Source organism: Paraburkholderia sp. RL17-380-BIE-A, assembly GCF_046028085.1.
Taxonomy (GTDB): Bacteria; Pseudomonadota; Gammaproteobacteria; order Burkholderiales; family Burkholderiaceae; genus Paraburkholderia.
The window spans coordinates 408,447-427,587 of the sequence record NZ_JARESQ010000004.1 but is presented as its reverse complement, the minus strand read 5'-3'; the positions used below and the strand labels follow the sequence as shown (position 1 = coordinate 427,587).

Sequence of the window (19,141 nt, the reverse complement as noted above, 5' to 3'; positions counted from 1 at the left end):
GATCAGCGCGGCAGTCAAGGTTCGCAGGCGGTCGGCGGATCCATGGATCGCGCGCCGTCACCCGATACGTATTCAGGATATTCATAATGGCTATTGTTGAAGTCAAGGTTCCCCAGCTCTCCGAGTCGGTTTCGGAAGCCACGATGCTGCAGTGGAAGAAGAAGCCCGGCGAGGCTGTTGCTCAAGACGAAATTCTCATCGAAATCGAGACCGACAAAGTCGTGCTCGAAGTGCCGGCACCCTCGGCCGGCGTGCTCGCGCAAGTCATCGCGAACGACGGCGATACCGTCGTCGCTGATCAGGTGATCGCCAAGATCGACACCGAAGGCACGGCAGGCGCCGCTGCTGTCGAAGCCGAAGTGAAGCCCGCTCCGCAAGCCGCACCGGCACCCGCCGCTGCACCGGCTCCGGCAGCTCAAGCCGCATCCGCAACGGGTGCGAACACCGCTGCTTCGCCGGCTGCCGGCAAGCTGATGGCCGAGAAGGGCCTCGGCGCGGGCGACGTCGCCGGCACGGGCCGCGACGGCCGCATCACCAAGGGTGACGTGCTGACTGCGGGCGCTCCTGCTGCCAAGGCCGCACCGGCTCCGGCCGCAGCACCGAAGGCTGCGAAGCCGTCGCTGCCGGACGTCAAGGCGCCGGCTTCGGCTGACCAATGGCTGAAGGACCGCCCGGAACAACGCGTGCCGATGTCGCGTCTGCGTGCGCGTATCGCCGAGCGTCTGCTCGAGTCGCAGCAAACCAACGCCATCCTGACCACGTTCAACGAAGTGAACATGGCGCCGGTGATGGACCTGCGCAACAAGTACAAGGACAAGTTCGAGAAGGAACATGGCGTGAAGCTCGGCTTCATGTCGTTCTTCGTGAAGGCGGCGGTTCACGCGCTGAAGAAGTTCCCGCTGGTGAACGCGTCGATCGACGGTAACGACATCGTCTATCACGGCTACTTCGACATCGGTATCGCGGTCGGTTCGCCGCGCGGTCTGGTGGTGCCGATCCTGCGCAATGCAGATCAGCTGAGCCTTGCCGACATCGAGAAGAAGATCGCCGAATTCGGCCAGAAGGCGAAAGACGGCAAGCTGTCGATCGAAGAAATGACCGGCGGCACGTTCTCGATCTCGAACGGTGGTGTGTTCGGTTCGATGCTGTCGACTCCGATCATCAACCCGCCGCAATCCGCGATTCTGGGCGTGCACGCCACGAAGGAACGCGCTGTGGTCGAAAACGGCCAGATCGTGATCCGCCCGATGAACTACCTGGCGCTGTCGTACGACCACCGGATCATCGACGGTCGCGAAGCGGTGCTGTCGCTGGTTGCCATGAAGGATGCGCTGGAAGATCCGGCTCGCCTGCTGCTGGACCTGTAATCACCGGCCCGGCCGGTGCCGGCTTGTCGTAGGGCGAGCCGGCACCATATAAGCAACAGGCAAGCAACACGTCTTTCGCATTCCGCAGTACAGGAACGCCGCGCGCCACGAAGCGTGGCCGCGCGCCGTTCCGCCCTCAAAAGGATTGTCATGTCCAAAGAATTTGACGTCGTCGTGATCGGCGCAGGCCCTGGCGGTTATATCGCCGCTATTCGCGCAGCGCAGCTCGGCAAGACCGTCGCATGTATCGAAAAATGGAAGAACCCGGCCGGCGCGCTGAAGCTCGGCGGCACGTGTCTGAACGTGGGTTGCATTCCGTCGAAGGCGCTGCTCGCGTCGTCGGAAGAGTTTGAAAACGCGTCGCATCACCTCGCCGACCACGGCATCTCCGTGGAAAACGTGAAGGTCGATATCTCGAAGATGCTGGCCCGCAAGGAAGGCATCGTCGAAAAGATGACGAAGGGCATCGAATTCCTGTTCCGCAAGAACAAGATCACGTGGCTCAAGGGTCACGGCAAGTTCACCGGCAAGACGGACGCCGGCGTGCAGATCGAAGTGAGCGGCGAAGGCGAAACCGAAGTGGTCACGGCAAAGAACGTGATCATCGCCACGGGTTCGAAGGCGCGCCATCTGCCGAACATTCCGGTCGACAACAAGATCGTCGCCGATAACGAAGGCGCGCTGAGCTTCGACACGGCTCCGAAGAAACTGGCCGTGATCGGCGCAGGCGTGATCGGTCTGGAACTGGGTTCGGTGTGGCGTCGTCTGGGTGCGGAAGTGACCGTGCTCGAAGCGCTGCCGGAATTCCTCGGGGCGGCTGATCAGGCGCTGGCTAAAGAAGCGGCCAAGCAGTTCAAGAAGCAGGGTCTGGACATCCACGTCGGCGTGAAGGTCGGCGAAGTGAAGACGACCGACAACGGCGTGACGATCGCGTACACGGACAAGGACGGCAACGCGCAGACGCTCGAAGCCGACCGCCTGATCGTGTCGATCGGCCGCGTGCCGAACACCGACAACCTCGGTCTCGAAGCGATCGGCCTGAAGGCCAACGAGCGCGGTTTCATCGACGTCGACGACCACTGCGCAACGGCGGTGCCGAATGTGTACGCGATCGGCGACGTGGTGCGTGGCCCGATGCTCGCGCACAAGGCCGAAGACGAAGGCGTGCTGGTTGCCGAAATCATCGACGGTCAGAAGCCGCATATCGACTACAACTGCATTCCGTGGGTGATCTACACCGAACCGGAAATCGCATGGGTCGGCAAGACGGAGCAGCAGCTGAAGGCCGAAGGCCGCGAGATCAAGACGGGTCAGTTCCCGTTCATGGCGAACGGTCGCGCACTGGGCATCAACAAGGCGGATGGTTTCGTCAAGATGATCGCCGACGCGAAGACCGACGAACTGCTCGGCGTGCACATCATCTCGGCCAACGCATCGGACCTGATCGCGGAAGCCGTGGTGGCGATGGAATTCAAGGCGGCGTCGGAAGACATCGGCCGCATTTGCCATCCGCACCCGTCGCTGTCGGAAGTCATGCGCGAGGCGGCACTGGCCGTCGACAAGCGCGCGCTGAACATGTAATCACGCGCACGCCTGACTGACAGTACTCCGGCATTACCACGAAGGCGGGCGGGTTCATTCCCTCCCGCCTTTCTATTTGCAGCAACGGCAACACGATGAACGTCACCGAATACTACGAAAAAGAACTGCAGACGCGGGGTTACCAATCGGACCCGGCGCAACGCGCGGCGGTCGACCGTCTGCAGCGGTGCTATGAAGAGTGGACCGAATACAAGTCGCGCCGCTCGAACGCGTTCAAGAAACTGATCATCCACCCGGATCTGCCACGCGGCGTGTATATGTGGGGCGGTGTAGGGCGCGGCAAGAGCTTCCTGATGGACAGCTTCTACATGATCGTGCCGTTGCATCGCAAAACACGTCTGCATTTCCACGAGTTCATGCGCGAAGTGCACCGGGAACTAGAAGATCTGAAAGGTCAGGCCGATCCGCTCGACGAACTCGCGCGCCGGATCGCGAAGCGCTACCGGTTGATCTGTTTCGACGAATTCCACGTGTCGGATATCGCCGACGCGATGATCCTGTACCGCCTGCTCGACAAGCTGTTCGAAAACGGCGTGCAGTTCGTGATGACCTCCAACTACGATCCGGACACGCTGTATCCGGACGGACTGCATCGCGACCGGATGTTGCCGGCGATCGAACTCATCAAGGCAAAGCTCGACGTGATCAACGTCGATGCGGGCATCGACTACCGGCAGAGAACCCTGGCTCAGGTGGAGGTGTATCACTCGCCGCTTGGCGCCGCCGCCGACAAGGCGTTGCGCGACGCATTCGGTCGCCTTGCCGCCGTTCCCGACGAGAGCCCGATCCTGCATATCGAAAAACGCGAGCTGAAGGCGCTGCGCCGCGCCGACGGCGTCGTGTGGTTCGACTTCGCCACGTTGTGCGGCGGTCCGCGCTCGCAGAACGACTATCTGGAACTGGCAAGCCGCTTTCACGCCGTGGTGCTCTCGGGCGTGCCGCAGATGTCGGCGCGCATGGCTTCGGAAGCGCGCCGTTTCACCTGGTTGATCGACGTGTTTTACGACCACAAAGTGAAACTGTTGATGTCCGCCGCCGTGCCGCCCGAGCAACTGTATGTGGACGGTCCGATGGCGAACGAGTTCACCCGAACGGTCTCACGTATCGTCGAAATGCAGTCGAAAGAGTATCTCGACGCGCCACGGCGGATCGTCGATACGTCGCTGACCTGACACACCGCGTGGTACCGCCGGCGGTGCTTTCGCGATAGATCGCACGGCGTTGGCGAACGGGGCAACTGCACCCGGCGTATTTTCAAGATTCGGATTGGTCTTATTCTCCGGCCGCGGACGACTGGCTATCTTTTGTCGAGGTTCTGACAAAGGAGAAACCATGAATCCCTACCGTGATATCAACGACGAAGAATGGCAACGTATCGCACCTCTTCTGCCGGAACTGCGTCCGCGCTCGGAACTGCGTGGCCGGCCGCTCGCCAATACGCGCTCTGTACTGAACGGCGTGCTGTGGGTCATGTACAGCGGCGCCACCTGGTCCGCCATGCCGCGTCGATACCCGTCGTATCAAACCTGCCATCGCCGCTTCAAGGCGTGGTATGAGTCCGGCGTACTCAAACGGGTGATGGAACAACTGTTCGGCGCGGCGAGCGTCGAGTTGTGCGCGCTCATGGAAGGTCGGATGCGCTCGCACGTGAGTGCGGAGCAGAAGAGTGCCGAAACACAAAAAGCGGCGGTCGTCTCGCCTGCGGTGTTCAGCCCGGCATCGCCGCAGCCGCTGCCGTCCTCGCCGTTCGTGTTCAATTCGCCCTTCAAACACGCTGCATGACGGATTCGAACGCGCGACTCCAAACAAAAGAAAACGGCCGAACGATGATGATCGTCGGCCGTTTCTTGTGAGTCTCTCTCGGGTTCTTCCGCGCTCAAGTCCCCTGTATTTCTCTCGCGGTGTGGCCTGGGCGCTGCCAGGTGCTTCGGCGCATAGGCGCGCACCTCGCGCCGAGCTCGCCGCGTTACATCTGAACTACCAGCGCATCATTGTTGACGCACCCACGTCTGCGAACGGCCCAGCAACGAAACGCCGATATAGCCGCGCACGACCAGTTTGTTTCCACCGTCTTCCAGGTGCATCTTGCACTTGTAGAGCTTGCCGTTTTCCGGGTCGAGGATCTGCCCGTGGTCCCAGGCGTCGCCGTCCTTCTTCATGTCGCTAATGATTGTCATGCCGAGAATCAGCTGATCCTTGCGCGCGTCGGTGCATGCCGTGCAGCGGCGGTCCGGCTGGTCGTTCGCGCCGAGTCCTTTGATCACCTTGCCATTGAGCGAACCGCTGCCGTCCTGCGCGATCTGCACGAGCGCTTTCGGCTGGCCGGTATGATCGTCGATGGTTTGCCACGTGCCGACCGGGCTGTCGGCTTGCGCCATGGCCGTCACGGCGCTGGCGAGCAGGACGCCGGCGAGCGCGGCATGTTTGACTGAGCGAAGCGCGATTGCGCGAGCACGGTGGGTGAATTGCGTCATTGTCTTCCTCCTTGATTAAAGACGGCGCGATCATGGTCGCGCGGCGTTATTGGCATCTCGGGCGGCCTTCGTACTTTGCCGCCGTGATGCCTGCTGATGTCTGCATGGCCTCTCAGGTTCTGCATCGTCCGGCTGGGTGCGCTACTTGGGATTGCAGCTCGTGCGCCACCGGTCGCGACATCGTCAGCGCAGAATACGTGAAAGTGCGCGCGCCGTTTGATAGTGGACCCTCTAATCAGGACGCGGCACTTTGGCGAATCAGTTCAGCTGGTAGGAGAACGTCGCGTTGATGCGCGGACTGCGTGACGCGCTTTCCACCGGTGCATCGCCAATCGCTTTGGCCACCGACAGATCCAGGCTGTAGTACTTCGCGTCCGAGATCCGGAAGCCGAAGGCGATCGATGAAAGCTTCGAAGGTGAGGGCGTACCCGCATGCAGATAGACGCGCGCCATGTCGAACGAGACGTAGGGTGTGAGCGTGCGTAGATACGTGAAGCCCGGCGTGAAAGCGCGATTGACTTCGAACATCGCGCCCCAGCCTGAATCGCCCGATGCTTCGCCCGGCTGATAGCCTTGCGCAAACCGCTGCGCACCGAACGAGATCTGTTCCGAGGTAGGCAGCGACACGCCGCTGTATTGGCCGGTCAGCGAGACCGCGGTGCCGATCTTCAACGGCCACTCGTTGGTTTGCGAAAAGCTGGCGCCGGTTCGCACGAAGTTGATCGACGCCGGATTGGTGACGGGCGAGCCCGGCACATTCGAGTCGCCGGATTTCGACGCGCCCAGAATGTCGAACGCCTTGGCCACGTTGACACTCGCACGGCGTACCTGGCCGGTCTGCACGCCGGTGTAGTCGGCCTGCAACTGCATGACGCGTATTTGCGAGCGGAAGCCGATCTGCGCACCCGTGTCGTGGTTGTTGTAGCGATCCTCGTCGTGCGACGCGTAGACCGACGCCGTGCCGATCACGCTCTGCGTGTTGCTCAAGAGGATCGGATAGGCCAGCGAGCCGCCCACCTTGTCGTTGATGACCGTGCGTTCGATCGAAGAGGGCAGTCCCGGGTTGTCGGTCGGGTTGCCGCGATAGTGCGAGGCGTCGATCTTCGCGAGCAGGCCATTGCTGCCGATCGGCACCGCGCCGTGCGCGGCGAGATAGGTGACATTGTCACGCCCCTTCGGCAGCAAGGCCGACACGCTCAACTGTTCGCCGAACGAGGTCAATCCGTTTTCGGTGGCGGTCAACAATCCTTGTACGCCGGGGTGATTGAAGTCGATCCCGGTGCTGACGTCGAACGGCTTGCGCTCCACGTTCAGTTCGAGCGTGGTGGCGCCGTCGGTGTTCTGCGGTGGCGGCACGTTGGCCGCGACCTTCACGCCCGGCAGCAGGCCCAGCACGTTGACATAACGCTCGAAGGTGGCGCGCCGCAACGGGCGGTCGGCGGTGATGTGGTCGGCGATCGCGCGGATCTTGTCTTCCACGGCGCCCGCCTTGCCCGTTACCTTGACCGCGGACACGTAGCCTTCCACCACCGTCACGCGCACCACGCCGCCTTCGAATGTCTGCGCCGGAACAAACGCGAACGAGAGCGCGAAGCCGCGATCCTGATAGAGCTTCGTGACGCCGTTGGCGACCTGGATCAGATCGCCGATTGTCGTGTCTTTACCGACAAGCGGCGTGAAGCGTTGTGCGACGTCGTCGAATGGAATGGACTTCACGCCCTCGACCTGAATGCGCGAGGGCGTGATGTGGCGGGCGAGCAATTCTTCGAGTTGGGGGGCTTGCGGTGCGACTTGCACGGTCACGTTGGGCCCTTTGTCGGGTGCCTTGATCTGCGGCAGCGAATCCAGGGGATTGCCGCCAACTGCCGTGCTGCCCGCGCGGGACTGCGCGTGTGCCTGCATCTGTAGGGTGCTCGCCGCAATCGCGGCGACTACGACGGTCCATGTGCTGCCATACCCGAGTTTCATCGGATCTTCCTCGTGTGCCGTTCTTGTGTCGCGCTCGCGTTGCCTGGCCGGGCGGGTTGCGAACGCTTATATGTGGCTCGATGCGTACTGCCATGCTTGCATGTATTACGTCACATGCTCCGGGGGGCTTGAGCCTTCGCCGAAAAAAACCGGAGCACGTGATGAGTCGGACTGTTTATGCGCATTGGCTATTCGCGGCTTCAGGCTCCATCCGATGAGCTTGCGTGGAGCAAGTCTCATCGGATAGATGATGCGTGCGATAGCCGCAAGACAGTTAGGCTTACTACTTATGGGTTGCCGGCAGCAAGCCGCCGAGCAGGGTCGTCAAGCCGCCCGTCGCGGTGCCCGAGCCACTCGTCGAGCCTGCCGCGGAACTGAGCGTGCCGGTCAACTGGCCGACCAGTGCGGTCACCGGCGCGAGCGGCTGAGCGCTGCTACCCGAAGTGCCGCTCGTGACGCCGGACAGCGCGCCGGTCAGCGTCGACAACGGATTCGAAGCGCTACCCGAACCGCCCAGCGTCGAAGTCAGCGAACTCAAAGGCGTGCCATTCAGACCGGAAGTCAGCGAACCCAGCGGCGTGCCGCTTAGCGCCGAGGTCAGGCCGGCGAGCGGGGTGCCGCCGAGCAGTGTCGATAACGAGCCGACCGGATTGCTGCCAAGTCCGAGACTCGCCAGCGAACTTTGCAGCGGGCCGAACGGATTGCTACTGGCGGGCGGCCCATTGGCGACGTTGACGTTCGTGCTGCCGACGAGGCTCGTAATCAGTCCGGGAATCGGCATGGCGCCGTTCGGGCCGTTCGGATTGACTAGGCCGCCAGCGTTCGTCACCGTGTTACCGAGCGAGCCGACCACCGTGCCGAGCTCGGCGCCGAGCGGGTTCTTCGTGGCGCCGCCTACTTGCGAGCCGGCGGCGCTCAACGCGCCGCCCACTTGCGCGAGCACGCCGCCGAGCGGTGCGCCGAGGCCGGTCTGCGTGCCGACCGTTTGCGTGACGAGGCCGGCCGTCGTCACGATCGGCGTGATGGCGGTGCTGATTGGTTGCGTGATCTGCTGCACGGGCACCGAGCCGAGCGAATTGCCGAGTGTCGCGCCACCGGCGTTCAGCGCGCCCGCGGCGGTGGAGAGGGTGCTGGCCAACGGTGTCGTGAGCGGCGACAGCGGCGCGAGATTGCCGCTGCCGAGACCGCCGACCGCGGTGCTCAATCCTTGCACGACGCCGCTCGTCGACCCGACCACGGAGCCGAGTCCGGCAACCGTGGTGCCGACCGGATTGGCCGTGGTGCCGATCTGGCCGACGCCGCTGCTCACGGCATTGGCGAGCGCGTTCAGCGTGCCGCTCGTGCTCGACACGGCATTGCCGAGACCTTGCGTGACCTGCGGGCTCAGGCCCGGAATGGTCTGCGAGGCGATCGTCGAGCCGAGGTCGTTGGTGGTCTGTGCGGCCGCGGTGGCGAGGCCGGTGGTGCCGGTCTTGGTGGTGGTGGTGCCGCCGGTGGTCGAGCCGGAGCCGCTGCCGCTACCGGTGCTCGAGGTGGTCGGCGGCGCGCTGACGGTGCTGCCGCCACACGCCGCGAGCAGGCCGGCGACGGCCACGGCGATCAATGGTGTGCGCAACGACGACACAGTCGCGCACGTCGCGTGGAGAGAAAAAAAACGTTGAGTGGACATGTGTGCTCCTCCGTGTCTTCTGGATGTCGTGTGCGTTGGTTCCAGTGCGCCGGTGCAACGGGTCTCTGAGCGGCGCGCCCAGTTCAGTCGGCTTCGGGTAGTGCCGGAGCACGGCTGGCGGGCCGCGCTCCGGCTTGGTCTCGCGCTACGTTTTTGTGCTGTTTCCGAACGTCCTGTTTACTTCTTGCCCAATCCGCCGAGCAGGCCGCCGACGAGCGAGGTCACCGGTGCGAGCGGATTGCCTGTCGTGCCTTTACCCGTGCTGGTCGACAGCGACAGACCTGCGCCCGAGCTGGTGGAGGCGGCCGTGGTCGTCGTAGTCGGCGTGGCGCTCGCCGTGGTCGTGACGCTGCCAAGCGCGCCCGTCACGCTCGTCAGCAAGCCGGTGACCGGAGCGAGCGGGCCGCTGCTGCCGCCTGCCGCGCCGGAGAGGCCGCTCGTCACGCTCGAAAGTAGGCCGGTGACGGGTGCGAGCGGGCTGCCGCCGCTGGCTGCGCCGCCAACTGCGCCGGTCACGCTGCTGAGCACGCCGGTCACCGGAGCGAGCGGACCGCTGTTGGTGCCGCCAGTCAGGCCGCCGAGCGCGCTGGTCAGCGGAGCGAGCGGACCGCTGCTGGTGCCGCCGGTCAGGCCGCCGAGCGCACTGGTCAGCGGAGCGAGCGGACCGCTGGTGGTGCCGCCGGTCAGGCCGCCGAGCGCACTGGTCAGTGGAGCGAGCGGATTGCCGCCGCTGCCGCCCGTGAGCAGGCCGCCCACCGAAGCGACTGTCGTCCCGGTGTCGGTCACCGTGTGGCCGAGTGCAGCCGTGACCGGGTTGCCGCCGGTCGCGGTCAATAGCGCGCCGGCTTTGCCGAGCCCGCCGCCGACCGCCGAGAGCAGGCCGTTCAGCGGTGCGCCGAGGCCGGTGGTGTTGCCGACCGTCTGCGTGGTCGCGGCGACCATCGACGTAATCGGCGTGATTGCGGTGCTGAGGGTTTGCGTGACTTGCTGGACCGGGCCCGTCGAGAGGGCGGTGGTGAGCGTGCTGCCGCCATTGGTGAGCGCGCCGCCGAGCGTGTTGACGACGCCGCCGAGCGGCGAGGTGATCGCCGACAGCGGAGCGAGCGGGCCGCTGCCGAGGCTCGTCACGAGGTTGCCCGCATCCGTCACCGCGCCGCCGACATGACCCACGACCCCTCCCAGGCTCGAGACCGTCGTGCCGACCGCGTTGCCGCCGGTGCCGAGTTGGCCGAGCCCTTGCGACACCCCGCCGCCGAGCGTGGACACGGCCGCGCCGACTTGCTGGACGATGCCGCCGGCGGCCTGCGTGGTTTGCGAGCTGACGCCGGGCAAGGTCTGCGAGCCGATCACGGTGCCGATGCTGCCGACCGTCGAGCCCACGTCGCTGACCACGCCGCCCGTATTGCCCGCCACCGTGCCGAGCGCGTTGGCGACCGCGGTGGTGCCCGTCCCCGTCCCCGTTCCCGTTCCGTTGCCTGTTCCCGTGCCCGACGTTCCCGAGCCGTTGCTGCCGGTGGTGGTGCCCGAGCCCGAGCCCGAGCCGCCCGAACCCATCGAACCACTGCCGCCACCCGAGGTGGACAGTGTGCCTCCCGCGGAGCCGCTACCGTTGCTGCCGGTGCCGGAACTCAGGCTGCCGGAGCCGCCGCAAGCACCGAGAGAAAGCATCGCGGCTACGCTGGCCGCAATCAGGGTTGCCCGTATCGTCGTGTTGGTCGTTTGAATGTTCATGTCGCCCTCGAATCGCATGTGTTGTTGGATGTTGCTGCGTGCCTATCTCTGCACGAGCCGTGCCATTTCGCTTGAGCGATGCGGAGGATTTTCTCGAGGTGTCGCGCCGCGCCTTATCCGATAAGGCTTTGCGAGAAGTTGATGGAATGCGCGCTGAATCAGAATGGGCTCGCAAAATGCGATGCGCGGGGGTGGTTACGCAGGCGGCGTAACGTAACGAGCCGCGCGCGCCGTTACGCTGTACGACGTAACGCAGATGCGCGAAACGGGTCCGCGCGCTTGAAACGTTCTGTTCAAACAAATAATTAGTGGAGCGAATCTAACTCATGGTTATACCTATGTGCTGCAACGCACGGACTGCCGTTAATCTGATCGAGCGGATAAAACGCACACGTGACGAGCATCGGGGCAGCGAACAATTGCTTAAATATCATTGTTCGGCTATAAAACCCGAAAGCATCGGAGATTGACGAGGGAGGTGGGTTATCGAACAGACAGCTCATAAGCATCCGTTTTACTGACGGCGGCTGCAAAGTGAAGCTACTGCGGTGCAACAAGAGAACCGGGAATGAGAGACCAACGGTTCGCGCACTCGGGTACTCCACCGACCGATGCAGCACGTACACGAATGAAATAAATGAAGTCCGAGGGTTCACATGAAAAAATTCACACAACGTTTTCTGAACGACAACAAAGGCGTGACCGCCATTGAATATGGCCTGATCGCGGGGCTTGTCGTGCTCGTCATCGCTGGGGCGGTGGGGACTGTCGGCTCGAATATCTCGGCTGTGATGACGAAAGTCGCCAGCCTGATCACCACGTAATGATCATCAAGGGCAAACCGTAAGCGTCGTGCGAAGTGGTTGGGCGTAGCGGTCGTCGTTCCGGCGGCCGCTCGTTTCGCTGACGTATTACGCATCGCTGAATGATTAATGCGAATTGCATTGCAATTCGCAGGGCGTAGCTTTGCCTGTCGAGCGCGAAATGAATGTTTTCGTTGGCATTATGTTATTTATCGCCTGGGCCGCGGCAGTCGCAATTAGCGATTGCCGCTGGCGGCGTATATCCAATTCGATTGTCGTGGCGGGTTTAGCCGCGGCATTCGGCTGCGCGCTATTTCAATGCGGGCCTTTCGGGATTTCCCCTGCTCACGCGGGTATGGGGGCACTGATTGGTCTCGCTGCGTTGCTGCCGTTTTTTGCGCTCGGTGTCATGGGCGCCGCCGACGTCAAGATCTTCGCCGTGCTGGGTGCATGGTGCGGTATGCAGGCGTTGCCCGGTCTGTGGATGGCCGCGAGTCTCGCAGCCGGCGTGCATGCGCTCTGGCTGCTGATCAAGACGCGCACGCGGCTCATGGGTCTTGTCCGTCGATCCGGCGCAACCTTCGAACTGGCCGGTAAAGCATCCACGCCGTACGCCGCGTGTCTCACCGTGGCCGCGAGCGGCTGGCTCGTGCTGCATGGCATGTCAGGGGGGCTGCGATGAAGCCCGCCACGATGCAGCGCGCATGTTTGCAACACCAGCGAATCCATCAGCGCGGAGCGCGGGCGCAGCGCGGTGCCACGGCGATTGAATTCGCCCTGGTATTCCCGCTCTTCTTCGCGATCCTGTACGCGATCATCACGTTCAGCCTGATCCTCGTGGCCCAGCAGAATCTGACGTTGGCCGCGGAAGAGGGCGCGCGCGCGGCCTTGAACTGGCAGAGCAACACGTCGCTGCAAACCGCGTTGACCAACCGCGGCAACGCGGCCTGCGCGGCGGCCAAGCTGGTGGCCTCGAAACTGGTGCAGGCCATGCAATGCACGCCGTCTTCCGCGACGTGCGGGCCGGGCGGCGCCATGCAATGCGTGAACGTGCTGCTCACTTATAACTATCAGGCAAATCCGATCGTGCCGATCCTGCCGCTGCTGGGAATCGTGGTGCCGAAGTCGCTGTCGAGCAGCGCCACCGTACAACTCAATCCGGAGAATATCCAGTGACGCGCGCGCCGGCTCCATGCCTCGTCGTCCGTGAATGCGTGATTGCACGCGCGCACGGCACCGCATCGTTTAACCGAAGCAGCCAATCGTCATGCCGAATCTGACCAGAATTTTTGCCGGTGTATTGATCGTGGTGGCGCTCGTGCTCGGGCTGTTCGCGTGGACACTGTCGCGCCGCCCGGCGCCCGTGGCCGTCACGCCCGCCACGCATGCGAGTTTTCCGGTGGTGGTGGCGACCCGCACGCTGACGGCGGGCAAAGCCATTACCCCCGACGATCTGCGCGTGCAATCGCTGCCGATCAATCCGAACGGCGCCTTCACGGAGCCGGCGCAACTGGCCGGCCGCGTGCCGAACGCGGAGATCGGCGCGGACTCGCCGGTGCTGGAAAGCCAGTTGTCGTCGGGACTCGCGGAGCGCGTCGAACCGGGCGAGCGCGCGCTCGCCGTAAGGGTGGACGAAGGCAACGCGGTCGGCAACCGTCTGCGGCCGGGCAATTTCGTCGACGTATTTTTTACGCTCAAGCGCGACGGCGGCAGCATGGGGAACGGCGGCGAAATCGACCGGACCCAGGCGCGTCTGCTGATGTCGAAAGTGCGCGTGCTGGCGTTCGGCAACGCCACCGCGAGCGGCGACAGCGCGGGCGATCCGAACGGCATGGTTCGCACGGCGGTGCTCGCCGTGCCGGTCGCCGATGTGGATCGTCTAACGCTCGCCGAGAGCGCCGGCCGTCTGATCTTCGCGTTGCGTAATCCGAAGGATGCCGAAGTAGTCGATCAAAGCGTTTTGCCGGCTTATCCGGGCGTGCTGAAGACCGCGGCCCAGGCGGGCACTGGCGCGCCGCTTCAGGATTCGACCCGCGCCGCAGCCGGCGTGGCGCTCGACACCTTGTCGGGCAGCGTGAACGCTGGCGGCGCCGGCGCCGCCGCGCGGCTGCCGCCGCTTCCGCGCGTGCTGCCGACGCGCGTGGCCGGCAATACCAACAGTACAAAGAGCGGTATCGAAGTGATACGGGGTGGGCGCGCCGAGACGGTCGCCTGGTAAAGCAGTTTCAGGGAGCGGGCGGCCGGTCGCGTCCATAACTACATGACAGAACGGATTTTTGTTTTCCGCAAGACGGCGTGGCTGGGGATGGTCTTGCTGGCCGTATCGGCGGCGACCGATGCAGCAGGGCCGGTGCAGCGCGGACAAGCGGCACAAGCGGCACAAGCGGGTCAATCGGCCCAGCCAGCGACCGCCGCGTCTGGGCAGACTATTGCGCTGACGGTCGGCGCGCAGCAGCAAATCGCCGTCGGCCACACGCTGCAACGTGTCGCGATTGGCGACCCGTCGGTGGCCGACGTGCTGATCATCAAGGGCGACAAGCGCGGCGGCGTGCTGCTGGTCGGCAAGGCCGCGGGGACGACCAACCTGATGTTGTGGGCGCGCGAGCGCGAAGCGCCGCTGCAATACACGGTCGACGTGACCACGCCGGCCGCCGCGTCGTTGCTGGGACCCGACACGCCGGCTGTGAAAGTGCTCGGCGGCACGGCCGTGGTGTCCGGCACGTCCGCGACGATGGAGGCTCACCAGCGCGCCGTGGTCGCGGCCGAGGGCTCGCTCGGCAAGGACGGTTCGGTATTCGACACGTCCAGGGTGGCGAGCCGCGCAGTCGTCCAGGTGGACGTGCGGGTGGTCGAGTTCAGCCGTTCGGTGTTGAAGGAAGTGGGCTTCAACTTCTTCAAGCAGAACAACGGCTTCACATTTGGTTCGTTCGCGCCGTCGGCTTTGACTTCCGTGTCGGCGACGGCGGGCCAGGCGCCGAGTCTGACCGGCGTGACGCCGATCTCGTCGGCGTTCAACCTGATTTTCAACTCCGCGACGCACGGGTTGTTCGCGAACCTGAGTCTGCTCGAGAGCAACAACCTCGCGCGGGTGCTCGCGGAGCCGACTCTGGTCGCGTTGTCAGGCCAGAGCGCGAGTTTCCTCGCCGGCGGCGAGGTGCCGATTCCGGTGCCGCAGGCGCTCGGTACGACTTCGATCGAATTCAAGCCGTACGGCATTGGACTCACGCTCACGCCGACCGTCCTGAGCCCGCAACGCATCGCCCTGAAAGTGGCGCCGGAGGCTAGCCAGCTGGACTTCGCCAACGCGGTGACGATCAGCGGCGTGTCGGTGCCCGCGTTCATCACGCGGCGGGCGGATACGACCGTCGAACTCGGCGATGGCGAGAGCTTCGTGATCGGCGGGCTGATCGACCGCGAGACGGCGTCGAATGTCTCGAAGGTGCCGTTGCTCGGCGACCTTCCCGTGATCGGGACGTTCTTCAAACAGCTGAACTACCAGCAGAACGAGAAAGAGCTGGTGATCATCGTGACGCCGCATCTGGTCTCGCCGCTCGCCAAGGGCGCGACCTTGCCGTCGACGCCGGGCGAGCAGTCCGAGCAGCGCAATGGGCCGGTGTGGCGCTCGCTGATCGGCGGCGTGGCGGCGCGCGATTCGTCGCCGGGATTTTCGAAGTGAAGCCGGCAGGCGCTCTTGCAGTGCGCCGGATGAATACAGGGGTGAGCCGGCGTGCGCGCGAACCGCGCGCGTCCGCCGGCAAGCAGTACGACGCGGGGGCTTTGTCGCCAATGCCGCATAAGGAAGTCCAACATGAACGCGAGAACGCATTCATTGACTGAACGGGCGGTCACCGACTATTTCGTGTTCGCGTCGCTAACCGACGAACACGTGCATTGGCTCGCCGATACGCTGGTGGGCGCCGGTGTGGTCGAAGTGGCCACGCTCGATCCGTCGATGCTGACACAGCGCATCGCGACGCTGAATCCGTCGCTGGTGTTCGTCGATTTTTCCTGCGGCCGCGCCGCGGCAGCGAGCGCTGCCGCGAGCGCGGTGCGCGCCGCCTATCCCAGCATGCAGATCGTCGCGCTGGGCTCGCTCGCGGAACCAGAAAGCGCGCTGGCCGCGTTGCGTGCCGGCGTGCGCGACTTCATCGATCTGACGGCGCCCCGCGAAGATGCTCTGCGAATCACGCGCCAGGTGCTCGACAACCTCGTCGAGCCGGTTAGCCGCCACGGTCATGTCACCGCGCTGCTGGGCGCGCGCGTCGGCATGGGCGTGAGCACGCTCGCCGCGAATCTCTCGGTGATGCTGCAACGGCGCGACGTCGCGCAGGGCCGGCAAGCCGCCTTGCTCGATCTCGGCCTGCCTGCCGCGGACGCCTCGCTGCTCCTGAATACGCGCAGCGAATTCAATTTCGTCGAAGCCGTGCGCAACCTGCGCCGCTTCGATCAGACTTTCGTGCATACCGCGCTGTCGCACCACGCGAGCGGCCTCGCGCTCACCACGCTGCCGCCGAATCTGGCGGACATGCGCGAGGTCTCGTACTCGTCGTCGATCGGTTTGCTGAGCCGCCTGCGGGCGTTCTTCGACCAGCAGATCGTCGATCTCGGCGGCTTCACCAATGGCGAGTTCATCGCCCATGTCGTGCAGGCCGCCGATGAAACCTGGCTGCTGTGCGATCAGGGCGTGGCCTCGATCGTATCGGCCGTCGGCGTGCTCGACGCGTTGCGCGAAGAGGGCGTGGATACCTCGAACGTGCAGCTGATCGTCAACAAGTTCGACGCCGATCTCGGTCTCGCCGCCGCGCAGATCGCGCAACGTCTGGACATTCCATTGCTCGCCACCTTGCCGGAGCGGCGTATCGCGCTAGGGCAGGCGGTCAATCAGGGGCATCTGCTGGTCGATGTCGCCGCGCGCGATCCGTATGTGCGCGCGCTCGAACCGTTGATCGAGCGGCTCGGCGGCGCCGAGCGCACCGCTTCGCAGGCACGCGGCAAATCGGCTCTCGGCGCGCTCAAGCGCCTCATTCCAACCACTCACAAGCGGTCATAGACGATGGCAAAAGAAATCGAATTTGCCGACGACGCGCCTTCGTTCGCGCATAGCCAGCAGTTCCAGGATATCAAGAACGCGGCGCACGAACATCTGCTCACGCGTATCGAGGAACTCGGCTCCGAGTTCGGCCGCTGGTCGCGTAACGCAATCAACCAGTTCGTCGATCTGGAGATGGACAGCTTCGTCAGGCTGCGCCGCATACCGATCAACGAGAGCGAAGTGCGCCTGATCGCGGAGGCGCTGACCAAGGAACTCGCGGGCTTCGGTCCGATCGAGGATCTGCTCGCCGACCCGGCCGTCGAAGACATTCTGATCAACGGCTATAACGACGTGTACGTGTCGCGCCACGGCATTCTGACGCGCATCCAGGTGCGCTTTGCCGACAACGCGCATCTGCTGCGGATCGTGCGGCGCATTCTCGCGCCGATCGGCCGGCGTCTGGACGAATCGAATCCGATGGTCGATGCGCGTCTGCCGAACGGCGGCCGTGTGAACGTGGTGATCGAGCCGCTCTCGATCGACGGGCCGATCGTCTCGATCCGCAAATTCCGCAAAGATCCAATGCGGCCCGACGATCTGCTCGGCAACGGCACCTACAGTCCGGAGATCGGCGCGTTGCTCGAAGCCGCGGTGGCGGCGCGCTGCAACGTGCTGGTGTCGGGCGGCACGAGCTCGGGCAAGACGTCGCTGCTCAATGCGCTGGCGTTTCATATTCCCGAACCGGAACGGGTCGTGACCATCGAGGACACTGCCGAACTGTCGCTGAACCATCCGCACGTGGTGCGGCTGGAAAGCCGGCCGGGCGGCTTCGACGGCGCGGGCGTCGTGACGATTCGCGACCTGCTGCGCAATACCTTGCGGATGCGGCCGGACCGCATCATCGTCGGCGAAGTGCGCGGCGGCGAGGTGCTTGAAATGCTGCAGGCGATGAACACCGGCCACGACGGCTCGATGGGCACCGTACACGCGAGCTCGCCGCGCGAATGTCTGTACCGGCTCGAAATGCTGGCGGGTTTCGCGGGCTTCCAGGGCACCGAGTCGAGCCTGCGCCGCCAGATCGCCAATGCGATCGACTTCATCGTGCAGATCGGCCGGCTCTCCAACGGCCGCCGTCGGATCCTCTCGATCACGGAAGTGACGGGGCTGTCCGACAACATCATCGCCACGCAGGAACTGTATCGCTACGAGCCGATCCTGACCGCCGAAGGCGACGAGCTCGACAACTGGGTCTCGCTCGGCATTCATCCGCATTCGCCGAAGCTGGCGCGTTTCCGCCAGGCGCTGGGCGGCGGCGAGGCAAACAATGCGTTCGGCAACGCGGGCTTCGGTGGCGGCTTTGGCGGATCGGGCGGCGGCGGATTTGGCGGTGGCGGCTTCGGCGGTGGTGGTGGCGGGTTTGGCGGAGGCTTCAATGTCTAGCGCGGTGCTGGTCTTCGCGGCGCTTGCGCTGCTCTGCGCGGCGCTCGCATTGCTGCTCTGGCAGCGCGGCGCGCAACGCAAAGGCCAGGTGAGCGCGCAACGCTATATCGACAGCCGCATGGCTTCGCCTAATGGGGGTTCGTTTGGTGCGTCCCCCATGGCGGCCGGCGTCGCTGCGGGTGGGATGGGCGGCGGCCCGGCAAGCGGTGCGCGCGGCGGCCCCGCGCGCGCCGTCGCGACGCAGGCCGTGATCGCCCCGCAGGCACCGTCTGCCGACGCTGGCTGGCTCGAGTATTGGCGTTATCTGCAGGCGCGCGTGCGTTTCATGGTGCGGCACGCGATGGCGCGTGCGGGCATTGCCAATGCAAAAGCGCCGGCCGCGCTCGCGGGCACCGTGGTGTTGCTGCTGTGCGGCTGGGCCGCGCTGGCAGGCGGCGTGCTCGCGGCCGGCGCCGCGTTGATCGCCTGCGTGATGTTCTTCTATTTTCTGTTGACGCTGCGCGTGAACAAACGCCGTCAGCAGATCGTGCGGCAGTTGCCGCTGTTTCTCGACGGCATCGTGCGTCTGATCACGCTCGGCAACAGCGTGCCCGCGGCCTTCCAGGCCGCGATGCAAACCACCGAGGCGCCGCTGCGCGAATGCCTCGACTACGTGTCGCGAATGCTGCGCACCGGCGTGGAGATCGATCGCGCGCTCTCCCAGGTCGCGCTGATCTATGGCGTGCGCGAACTCGAACTGGTCGGCGCCGTGCTGCGTCTGTCGGTCAAATACGGCGGCCGCGCCGACGTCATGCTCGAACGGATGGCCTCGTTCATGCGCGACCTCGAACACGCCGAGCGCGAACTGGTGGCGATGTCGGCGGAAACGCGGCTTTCTTCGTGGGTGCTGGCCATGCTGCCGGTCGGGATCGGCGGTTTTCTGATCCTCTCCAATCCTAAGTATTTCGCCTCGATGTGGTTCGACCCGACCGGCCGGCAACTGGTCTATCTGGCGTTTGCATTGCAGCTGGGCGGGGCCTATCTGCTGTATCGCCTCGCGAACCTGAGGAATTGAC

16 protein-coding genes are annotated in these 19,141 nt (G+C 64.5%); 12 read left to right on the top strand and 4 right to left on the bottom strand.

Annotated elements, in window-relative coordinates:
* Positions 1 to 86 precede the first annotated feature (86 nt).
* From odhB to P0D68_RS09395, 4 genes are all read left to right on the top strand, one after another.
* The gene (gene odhB / locus P0D68_RS09410; protein WP_408293586.1) at positions 87 to 1,367 is read left to right on the top strand and encodes a 2-oxoglutarate dehydrogenase complex dihydrolipoyllysine-residue succinyltransferase; all 1,281 of its coding nucleotides are present in this window, start codon (positions 87 to 89) and stop codon (positions 1,365 to 1,367) included.
* A gap of 150 nt (positions 1,368 to 1,517) precedes the next feature.
* Positions 1,518 to 2,948, top strand: coding sequence for a dihydrolipoyl dehydrogenase (gene lpdA, locus P0D68_RS09405; protein WP_408186025.1), 1,431 nt, complete (start codon positions 1,518 to 1,520; stop codon positions 2,946 to 2,948).
* Between the two features lie 95 nt (positions 2,949 to 3,043).
* Positions 3,044 to 4,141, top strand: a complete 1,098-nt coding sequence (gene zapE, locus P0D68_RS09400; protein WP_091794865.1) for a cell division protein ZapE — start codon at positions 3,044 to 3,046, stop codon at positions 4,139 to 4,141.
* Between the two features lie 160 nt (positions 4,142 to 4,301).
* The gene (locus tag P0D68_RS09395; RefSeq protein WP_091794861.1) at positions 4,302 to 4,751 is read left to right on the top strand and encodes a transposase; all 450 of its coding nucleotides are present in this window, start codon (positions 4,302 to 4,304) and stop codon (positions 4,749 to 4,751) included.
* 206 nt (positions 4,752 to 4,957) lie between these two features.
* On the opposite strand, the gene P0D68_RS09390 is transcribed toward P0D68_RS09395, so the two are convergent.
* From P0D68_RS09390 to P0D68_RS09375, 4 genes are all read right to left on the bottom strand, one after another.
* On the bottom strand, positions 4,958 to 5,443 hold the full coding sequence (locus P0D68_RS09390) for a DUF2147 domain-containing protein (RefSeq protein WP_091794857.1): 486 nt from the start codon (positions 5,441 to 5,443) through the stop codon (positions 4,958 to 4,960).
* Between the two features lie 258 nt (positions 5,444 to 5,701).
* On the bottom strand, positions 5,702 to 7,411 hold the full coding sequence (locus P0D68_RS09385; protein ID WP_091794854.1) for a ShlB/FhaC/HecB family hemolysin secretion/activation protein: 1,710 nt from the start codon (positions 7,409 to 7,411) through the stop codon (positions 5,702 to 5,704).
* A gap of 283 nt (positions 7,412 to 7,694) precedes the next feature.
* Complete coding sequence (locus tag P0D68_RS09380) at positions 7,695 to 9,080, bottom strand: collagen-like triple helix repeat-containing protein (RefSeq protein ID WP_408293581.1); 1,386 nt, start codon at positions 9,078 to 9,080, stop codon at positions 7,695 to 7,697.
* 177 nt (positions 9,081 to 9,257) lie between these two features.
* A complete protein-coding gene (locus tag P0D68_RS09375; protein WP_408293577.1) occupies positions 9,258 to 10,811 on the bottom strand; it encodes a collagen-like triple helix repeat-containing protein in 1,554 nt (517 codons plus the stop codon).
* Between the two features lie 656 nt (positions 10,812 to 11,467).
* Here P0D68_RS09375 and P0D68_RS09370 point away from each other — a divergent pair.
* From P0D68_RS09370 to P0D68_RS09335, 8 genes are all read left to right on the top strand, one after another.
* The gene (locus P0D68_RS09370) at positions 11,468 to 11,635 is read left to right on the top strand and encodes a Flp family type IVb pilin (RefSeq protein WP_408293574.1); all 168 of its coding nucleotides are present in this window, start codon (positions 11,468 to 11,470) and stop codon (positions 11,633 to 11,635) included.
* A gap of 160 nt (positions 11,636 to 11,795) precedes the next feature.
* Positions 11,796 to 12,296 (top strand): A24 family peptidase, encoded by a 501-nt coding sequence (locus P0D68_RS09365; protein WP_408293571.1) that lies wholly within the window; start codon positions 11,796 to 11,798, stop codon positions 12,294 to 12,296.
* Positions 12,293 to 12,790 carry a TadE/TadG family type IV pilus assembly protein gene (locus P0D68_RS09360; protein ID WP_408293568.1) on the top strand — a complete coding sequence of 166 codons (498 nt, stop codon included), beginning with the start codon at positions 12,293 to 12,295 and terminating at the stop codon, positions 12,788 to 12,790. Before P0D68_RS09365 ends, P0D68_RS09360 begins: the two co-directional genes overlap by 4 nt.
* 91 nt (positions 12,791 to 12,881) lie before the next feature.
* Positions 12,882 to 13,832, top strand: coding sequence for a Flp pilus assembly protein CpaB (cpaB, locus tag P0D68_RS09355; protein ID WP_408293565.1), 951 nt, complete (start codon positions 12,882 to 12,884; stop codon positions 13,830 to 13,832).
* 42 nt (positions 13,833 to 13,874) lie between these two features.
* A complete protein-coding gene (locus tag P0D68_RS09350) occupies positions 13,875 to 15,290 on the top strand; it encodes a type II and III secretion system protein family protein (RefSeq protein ID WP_408293562.1) in 1,416 nt (471 codons plus the stop codon).
* Positions 15,291 to 15,422: 132 nt separating this feature from the next.
* Positions 15,423 to 16,664 (top strand): fimbrial protein, encoded by a 1,242-nt coding sequence (locus P0D68_RS09345; protein ID WP_408293559.1) that lies wholly within the window; start codon positions 15,423 to 15,425, stop codon positions 16,662 to 16,664.
* A 3-nt stretch (positions 16,665 to 16,667) separates the two neighbouring features.
* A complete protein-coding gene (locus P0D68_RS09340) occupies positions 16,668 to 18,086 on the top strand; it encodes a TadA family conjugal transfer-associated ATPase (protein WP_408293556.1) in 1,419 nt (472 codons plus the stop codon).
* The gene (locus tag P0D68_RS09335; protein WP_408293553.1) at positions 18,079 to 19,140 is read left to right on the top strand and encodes a type II secretion system F family protein; all 1,062 of its coding nucleotides are present in this window, start codon (positions 18,079 to 18,081) and stop codon (positions 19,138 to 19,140) included. The genes P0D68_RS09340 and P0D68_RS09335 overlap by 8 nt, the downstream gene beginning before the upstream one ends.
* Position 19,141: the final 1 nt, after the last annotated feature.

What these genes read in the sequence shown, in the direction of transcription:
- odhB (WP_408293586.1), top strand. Translation starts at nt 87, where the DNA reads ATGGCTATTGTTGAAGTCAAGGTTCCCCAGCTCTCCGAGTCGGTTTCG.
- lpdA (WP_408186025.1), top strand. Translation starts at nt 1,518, where the DNA reads ATGTCCAAAGAATTTGACGTCGTCGTGATCGGCGCAGGCCCTGGCGGT.
- zapE (WP_091794865.1), top strand. Translation starts at nt 3,044, where the DNA reads ATGAACGTCACCGAATACTACGAAAAAGAACTGCAGACGCGGGGTTAC.
- P0D68_RS09395 (WP_091794861.1), top strand. Translation starts at nt 4,302, where the DNA reads ATGAATCCCTACCGTGATATCAACGACGAAGAATGGCAACGTATCGCA.
- P0D68_RS09390 (WP_091794857.1), bottom strand. Translation starts at nt 5,443, where the DNA reads ATGACGCAATTCACCCACCGTGCTCGCGCAATCGCGCTTCGCTCAGTC.
- P0D68_RS09385 (WP_091794854.1), bottom strand. Translation starts at nt 7,411, where the DNA reads ATGAAACTCGGGTATGGCAGCACATGGACCGTCGTAGTCGCCGCGATT.
- P0D68_RS09380 (WP_408293581.1), bottom strand. Translation starts at nt 9,080, where the DNA reads ATGTCCACTCAACGTTTTTTTTCTCTCCACGCGACGTGCGCGACTGTG.
- P0D68_RS09375 (WP_408293577.1), bottom strand. Translation starts at nt 10,811, where the DNA reads ATGAACATTCAAACGACCAACACGACGATACGGGCAACCCTGATTGCG.
- P0D68_RS09370 (WP_408293574.1), top strand. Translation starts at nt 11,468, where the DNA reads ATGAAAAAATTCACACAACGTTTTCTGAACGACAACAAAGGCGTGACC.
- P0D68_RS09365 (WP_408293571.1), top strand. Translation starts at nt 11,796, where the DNA reads ATGAATGTTTTCGTTGGCATTATGTTATTTATCGCCTGGGCCGCGGCA.
- P0D68_RS09360 (WP_408293568.1), top strand. Translation starts at nt 12,293, where the DNA reads ATGAAGCCCGCCACGATGCAGCGCGCATGTTTGCAACACCAGCGAATC.
- cpaB (WP_408293565.1), top strand. Translation starts at nt 12,882, where the DNA reads ATGCCGAATCTGACCAGAATTTTTGCCGGTGTATTGATCGTGGTGGCG.
- P0D68_RS09350 (WP_408293562.1), top strand. Translation starts at nt 13,875, where the DNA reads ATGACAGAACGGATTTTTGTTTTCCGCAAGACGGCGTGGCTGGGGATG.
- P0D68_RS09345 (WP_408293559.1), top strand. Translation starts at nt 15,423, where the DNA reads ATGAACGCGAGAACGCATTCATTGACTGAACGGGCGGTCACCGACTAT.
- P0D68_RS09340 (WP_408293556.1), top strand. Translation starts at nt 16,668, where the DNA reads ATGGCAAAAGAAATCGAATTTGCCGACGACGCGCCTTCGTTCGCGCAT.
- P0D68_RS09335 (WP_408293553.1), top strand. Translation starts at nt 18,079, where the DNA reads ATGTCTAGCGCGGTGCTGGTCTTCGCGGCGCTTGCGCTGCTCTGCGCG.